At 50.2% G+C, this 5,528-nt stretch carries 7 protein-coding genes; 3 read left to right on the top strand and 4 right to left on the bottom strand.

The genetic code is table 11. From position 1 onward, the window contains the following. Window positions 1-177 precede the first annotated feature (177 nt). From J4G02_20650 to hslU, 3 genes are all read left to right on the top strand, one after another. Window positions 178-846, top strand: a complete 669-nt coding sequence (locus J4G02_20650) for a hypothetical protein (GenBank protein MCE2396936.1) — start codon at window positions 178-180, stop codon at window positions 844-846. A gap of 177 nt (window positions 847-1,023) precedes the next feature. Next, window positions 1,024-1,563: an ATP-dependent protease subunit HslV gene (gene hslV / locus J4G02_20655; protein ID MCE2396937.1), complete on the top strand. Its 540-nt coding sequence runs from the start codon at window positions 1,024-1,026 to the stop codon at window positions 1,561-1,563. A 98-nt stretch (window positions 1,564-1,661) separates the two neighbouring features. After that, window positions 1,662-3,104, top strand: coding sequence for an ATP-dependent protease ATPase subunit HslU (hslU, locus tag J4G02_20660; GenBank protein MCE2396938.1), 1,443 nt, complete (start codon window positions 1,662-1,664; stop codon window positions 3,102-3,104). Window positions 3,105-3,175: 71 nt separating this feature from the next. Here the strand turns inward: hslU and J4G02_20665 are convergent, their stop codons facing one another. The 4 genes from J4G02_20665 to J4G02_20680 all read right to left on the bottom strand — a co-directional run. Beyond that, window positions 3,176-4,105 (bottom strand): carbohydrate kinase, encoded by a 930-nt coding sequence (locus J4G02_20665; GenBank protein ID MCE2396939.1) that lies wholly within the window; start codon window positions 4,103-4,105, stop codon window positions 3,176-3,178. 148 nt (window positions 4,106-4,253) lie between these two features. Beyond that, window positions 4,254-4,766 (bottom strand): amidohydrolase, encoded by a 513-nt coding sequence (locus J4G02_20670; GenBank protein ID MCE2396940.1) that lies wholly within the window; start codon window positions 4,764-4,766, stop codon window positions 4,254-4,256. A gap of 35 nt (window positions 4,767-4,801) precedes the next feature. Next, window positions 4,802-5,074, bottom strand: coding sequence for a hypothetical protein (locus tag J4G02_20675; GenBank protein ID MCE2396941.1), 273 nt, complete (start codon window positions 5,072-5,074; stop codon window positions 4,802-4,804). Window positions 5,075-5,090: 16 nt separating this feature from the next. Further along, window positions 5,091-5,528, bottom strand: a 438-nt coding sequence (locus J4G02_20680) for a dihydrodipicolinate synthase family protein (GenBank protein MCE2396942.1), incomplete at its 5' end; no start/stop codon positions are given.

The raw sequence follows: 5,528 nt of genomic DNA on the forward strand, positions 1-5,528 counted from the left end.
AAACAGCGCCTACCAAACGAGAGACTGGACAGCGCAGTTGTAAACAGCGCCTACCAAGCTAGAGACTGTACGGCGCAGTTGTAAACAGCGCCTACCAAACATGGGGAGCGAAAGGGTCTATTTATTTTTAGAATCCACTGTAAATGCTGAATCCTGCCCCTTAATGTCTGAGTTTCAATGACCATCACTCAAACCGATAAAACTGTCATTATTGCGAGCATTACCACTTTTCTGACATTTCTGCTGAATGCCAAACTCGGTTCGATTTGGCTGCTTTATTTGAACGTCCTTGTGGTGGTGGGCGTGTTCGGTTATGCGAGCCGGCCATGGGACCCGCTTTCGCATTTAACGCGCAGCGCGATTTTCGGCGTGATTGCGTCGATTACCTATGTCCCACTGGATTGGTTGTTTTCTCGACGTGTTGCACTGCTCTCTTATTTGAGCGCGGGTGATATTCGGATAGCTGCCGTACCCTTGAGTTTGCTACTAACTTGGATGGTTGTCATCACGATAATCATCTACATCTATTATCGCTTTAACACAATTTGGGAACGGCCCTATATCCCTGCTGTGATTGTTGGCAGCATTGCTTTCGTGGGCAGCACTATTTTCGATCAGTTCGGTTCTGCACGCTTATGGAATTGGAATGCAGTGCGCTTTCCTGATTTCCCCTATATCGGTTCCGTTCCTGTTTGCGTTCCGATAGGGCTTGCGCTGACCTTTTTGCTTTCCCCGTACTATCTCCGTAGCCACATCGTTGTGGGGGCGATACGGTGTGGACTCTTTATCGGGATTATGCAGTTTCTCTGCTTTCTGTCGTTTTACTTCGTCGGGATATTGCGTTGAAAGAAGATCAGGACTTACGCAAATTTAGCATGTGGTGTGGATTTGTTTTATCTTTAACCCCCTAAATCCCTAACCCCCTAGCCCACCTTATCAGGGGGGAAGGAAGGGGGACTTATAAATCAACTGCGTAAGTTCTAAAGATATTATTGTGTTTGTCGTACGTTTGACGGATAAGGAATGATAATGATTAGATCAACAACAATTCTCACGGTACGACGTGACAATCAGATCGCCCTTGGTGGCGATGGACAAGTCACTTTAGGAGATACCGCGATTAAACATGGGGCGAGGAAAATTCGTCGTGCTTATAACGGTCAGGTTCTGTTAGGATTTGCAGGTTCAGCCGCAGACGCCCTCACTTTATTTGAGAATCTTGAAAAAAAACTGGATCAGTATCGCGGTAACCTTCAAAGAGCGGCTGTTGAGTTTGCGAGGGATTGGCGAGGTGACCGTGTACTCCGCCGGACAGAAGCTCTGTTAGTCGCGGTGGATGTCGAAAGAGGCTATCTTCTCTCTGGAAGCGGCGACGTGCTTGAGCCAGATGATGGGGTCTTAGGCATTGGATCTGGCGGATCTATCGCTATATCTGCTGCCAGAGCACTCTTGAAACACTCTGCGCTCACCGCCGAAGAGATTATCAGAGAGGCGTTACAGATAACCAGCGATATTTGTGTGTATACCAATAGCAGTATTGAGATCGAAACGCTTGAAATTTAACTGTAGAGTCTTTGCTACTCAATTACGAATGTAGAAAACGGAGGTACACATTGTCAGCACTCAATTCTTCATCGAGCCAAAAAACATTAGCGGAGGCACTGACCCCTAAACAGATTGTTGAAGAACTTGATAAATATATTATCGGACAGGCGGAGGCGAAGCGTTCGGTCGCTGTCGCGCTCCGCAACCGGGCACGTCGGCAGATGCTTGAAGACGACATGCGGGACGAAGTCGCACCGAAAAACATTATCATGATCGGCACAACAGGGGTTGGAAAGACCGAAATTGCGAGGCGGTTGGCACGTTTGGTGGAGGCTCCGTTTATTAAAGTAGAAGCCTCAAAATATACGGAAGTTGGCTATGTTGGGCGGGATGTAGAATCGATGATTCGGGATTTAGCAGACCTTGCAGTTAATATGGTAAAGTCCGAACAAGCGGAGATAGTCAAGGGAAAAGCACTGGAGTTGACCGAAGAACGTCTCTTAGATTTCCTGATACCACCACCGCGGTCGACGGTGCACCCTGAGCCTGTTGAAAAAAGTGGCGAAATTACCGATGAGGAGGAGGGGGACATCAGTGGGGACGAGCGACTGGCGTTAGCAATGCAGCAGTTCGATCCAACTGAACGGTCCGAAATCAGCGAGCAAGAGCAGGAAAGATACCAACGAACGCGGGAAAAGTTCCGTCAACGACTGAGAGATGGCAAACTAGAAGACAAGCCTATCGAAATCAATGTAAGCAACCGAACAGTTCCATTCGTTGAAATCTTCTCTCCAAGCGGTATTGAGGAGATGGATATCAATCTGAAGGATATGTTCGGGAGCATTCTGCCCAAACAGGAGAAAAAACGCCGCGTCCCTATCTCCGAAGCACGTCAGATTCTCGCACAAGAGGAGGCAGAGAAGCTAATCGATATGGACAATGTCGTCAGCGAAGCTATTGCGCGTGTGGAAGACTCCGGCATTGTCTTTCTGGATGAGATTGATAAGATCGCAGGGCGTGAATCGAAGTCAGGACCCGATGTCTCGCGGGAGGGCGTTCAGCGTGACATCTTACCGATTATCGAAGGAAGTACGGTAATGAGCAAACATGGCATGGTTCGCACCGATCACATCCTTTTCATCGCCTCCGGCGCATTTCATGTTTCCAAGCCGTCGGATCTTATTCCAGAATTGCAGGGGCGTTTCCCAATTCGTGTTGAACTGAGAAGCCTGAACGAGGCGGATTTCAAACGCATCCTCACCGAACCGAAGAACGCGCTAGAGAAGCAGTACATCGCAATGTTGAAAACGGAAGGGATCGATGTGACCATCACCGCGGATGCAATAGATCAGATCGCCGCTTTGGCTTTTCAGGTGAATGAATCGGTGGAAGATATCGGGGCGCGCCGCCTCCACACTATCATGGAGAAACTTTTTGACGAACTTTCCTTTAACGCTCCTGACTTGGAGGAGAAGTTAATCACAATCAACGCCGATTATGTCACCGAGCAGTTGTCCGAGATTGTGGAGGACGAGGATGTCAGCAAATATATTCTCTGATGCTATTGGGAAATTGAGCGGAATCGTCTCGAAAGGGGGGCTTCCCAAAGGACAGGATAGTTCTGCACTGCTCATTGGCTGTCTGTCGCTGGAAAAGCTTCCAAGAATTGATGAACCGCTCCCACTGTTGGTAAGCCGGTGCGTCCGCCCAGTTGACGGCAGTTGATGGAAGCGACAGCCGAGGCAAACCGGACTATCTCCGGAGCACTCCAGTCCTGTAGGACACCATAGATAAACCCACCGTGGAACGCATCCCCCGCACCGGTGGTATCTACTACATCAACAGGGAAGGCCGGAAACGTAACGAGCCCCCCTTCCCATTTCGCCACACAGCCTTTCTCGCCAAGCGTTACAACGGCGATATGTGCGCCAAATTCATAAAGTTCTTCTACGATTGCTTCGGGCGGCGCATCGGGCATCCATCCGTGTGCAAAAGCTTCTGATACGATAGGAATATCGACCAACGGCAGTAATCGCTCTACGAGCACTTCGCTGTGCCATGTGCCGTCCAACACCACAGTCACCCCCGCCGCTTTCGCCCATTTTGCCGCTTGGACAGAGGCTCCATCAGCATCGTCTAAATGCAGGACTTTGGCAGATGTAATCTCTTGGCGATCCAGATCTGATATAGCCAAAGGGGTGTTGGTCTCCCGACGGGAGGTGAAACAACGCTCACCCGTCTCCTGATCAACGAGAACCAGAACAGCGCGGGAGAAGACGTTCGGTTCAAGCATGAATCGACTGACATCTACGCCTTCCTTCTGAAATTCGTCTCGGATGAACACACCTTCGGGATCATCACCGGCTCTTCCGACGAAACGGGCAGAAATCCCCAACCGGGCAAGGGTGACAAGTGCCGTTGAGACGGGGCCACCGGCTTGGCGCAAGTATTGAGAAGCACGCCACGATCTCCCGTACGCTGGTGGTTGGGGAACGACAAAGAGCATATCAGCGGTGCATGTACCAATTCCGATGACATCTGGAGAATTGTCTTTATTCATGGGGAGTTCCTGATTAGCGAGTTCGGAACAATAGTGCTGTAACCGAAATCTCAAAAACTTAGCCTACAGTATTTTTATTCACGTTTCAGTTTGCCTCAATTGACGGGGAAAATGGGGAAATTTGTTGTTTTGTGCAGTTCTTTTGACACTATGTCAGCTCCCAAATCTCTGCAGCTGTGCCGCCCAAAATGCGTTCACGTTGAGCATCTGTCAAGAAAGGTAGACCTTCTCGGACAAGCCGCAACTCCTGATCCAGGGTGGGCCAATCATGTTTAGCTCGGTGATGTCCCGGGTATCCTGTTCCCCATACCATCCGCTCGGCTCCAAAGGCATCTACCAGTTTCTCGATAAACGGATGCACGTCTCTATAAGGGAAATCTTGGCTAGAACGACCGGCAACATCTGATAGTTTCAAATACATATTGTCATGTTGGGCAAGATCGACGATTGGCTGAAATTCTGCCTCATTCGTATCAACTTGAGGATAGCCCATGTGGTCAAGAATCAGTTTCAAGGAAGGATGTCGATCTGCAATCACCGCTACCTGATCCGCAAACTCCGCCCGGAGATGAAATTGGATAACCGCATCTAGTGAAGCAATCTCCTCCCACATCGGTTCATTCTGACGGGTCAATAGAATCTTTTCGTCGGGATAATACATCGGGTGAAAGCGAAAGCCAGCCAGTCCCCGATCTTTTATCCAGTAGCGTCCTGTGGATCAATCAATCCGTGCCCGATGAAGCGGTCTGGAAAGCGTTCCACGGAATCTGCGATGTAGCCGTTATCCCAAGTGGACCAACTGGTCTGCACTAACACAGTCCAATCTACGCTATGTTCATCCATCTCTGCTAGCAGCTCGTCAACGGTGCCCGGCTCGTCCGGATAGGAATTCCAGGTGGGGGCGGTCGGCCCGACAGGGTATTTAGGCGGATCAATCTCCCAAACATGGACGTGGGTATCAACAATCATCGAAAAGCTCCCCTCTTTAACTTACACGCAATGCTGTTTCTTCCTTCATCAACACATCCATCATAGCATGAACCCGTGGCAAATCCTGCGGTCCCACATCTTCAGCAAAAGGAATGACCGGACCGCCAGCCAACCCCGCGTAATCCATGGCAGCGTGTAACGCCGAACCGCTATACCGCGCCCCATTCTCACCTCGAAAATCCTCGAACGGCACCATCATCGCACGGAGCCGTTCCGCTTCTGCCCTATCGCCGGCTGCGAACTTTTGATGCAGTGTTAGGCTCATTCGCGGCACGAAATTCGCCATGCCCGAACTGAAACCCACTGCGCCGTGCGCCATATAGTCGATACAGGGATCTTCCGCCATACCACAGACCATCGCTGCGCGATCCCCCGCCCGCTCTACGATTCGATCAAAGGCGTCTAAATCCTCCACCGCATACTTTAGACCGAC

It is taken from the genome of Candidatus Poribacteria bacterium, from assembly GCA_021295755.1.
Lineage (GTDB): Bacteria > Poribacteria > WGA-4E > WGA-4E > PCPOR2b > PCPOR2b.

What these genes read in the sequence shown, in the direction of transcription:
- J4G02_20650 (MCE2396936.1), top strand. Translation starts at nt 178, where the DNA reads ATGACCATCACTCAAACCGATAAAACTGTCATTATTGCGAGCATTACC.
- hslV (MCE2396937.1), top strand. Translation starts at nt 1,024, where the DNA reads ATGATAATGATTAGATCAACAACAATTCTCACGGTACGACGTGACAAT.
- J4G02_20665 (MCE2396939.1), bottom strand. Translation starts at nt 4,105, where the DNA reads ATGAATAAAGACAATTCTCCAGATGTCATCGGAATTGGTACATGCACC.
- J4G02_20670 (MCE2396940.1), bottom strand. Translation starts at nt 4,766, where the DNA reads ATGTATTATCCCGACGAAAAGATTCTATTGACCCGTCAGAATGAACCG.
- J4G02_20675 (MCE2396941.1), bottom strand. Translation starts at nt 5,074, where the DNA reads ATGATTGTTGATACCCACGTCCATGTTTGGGAGATTGATCCGCCTAAA.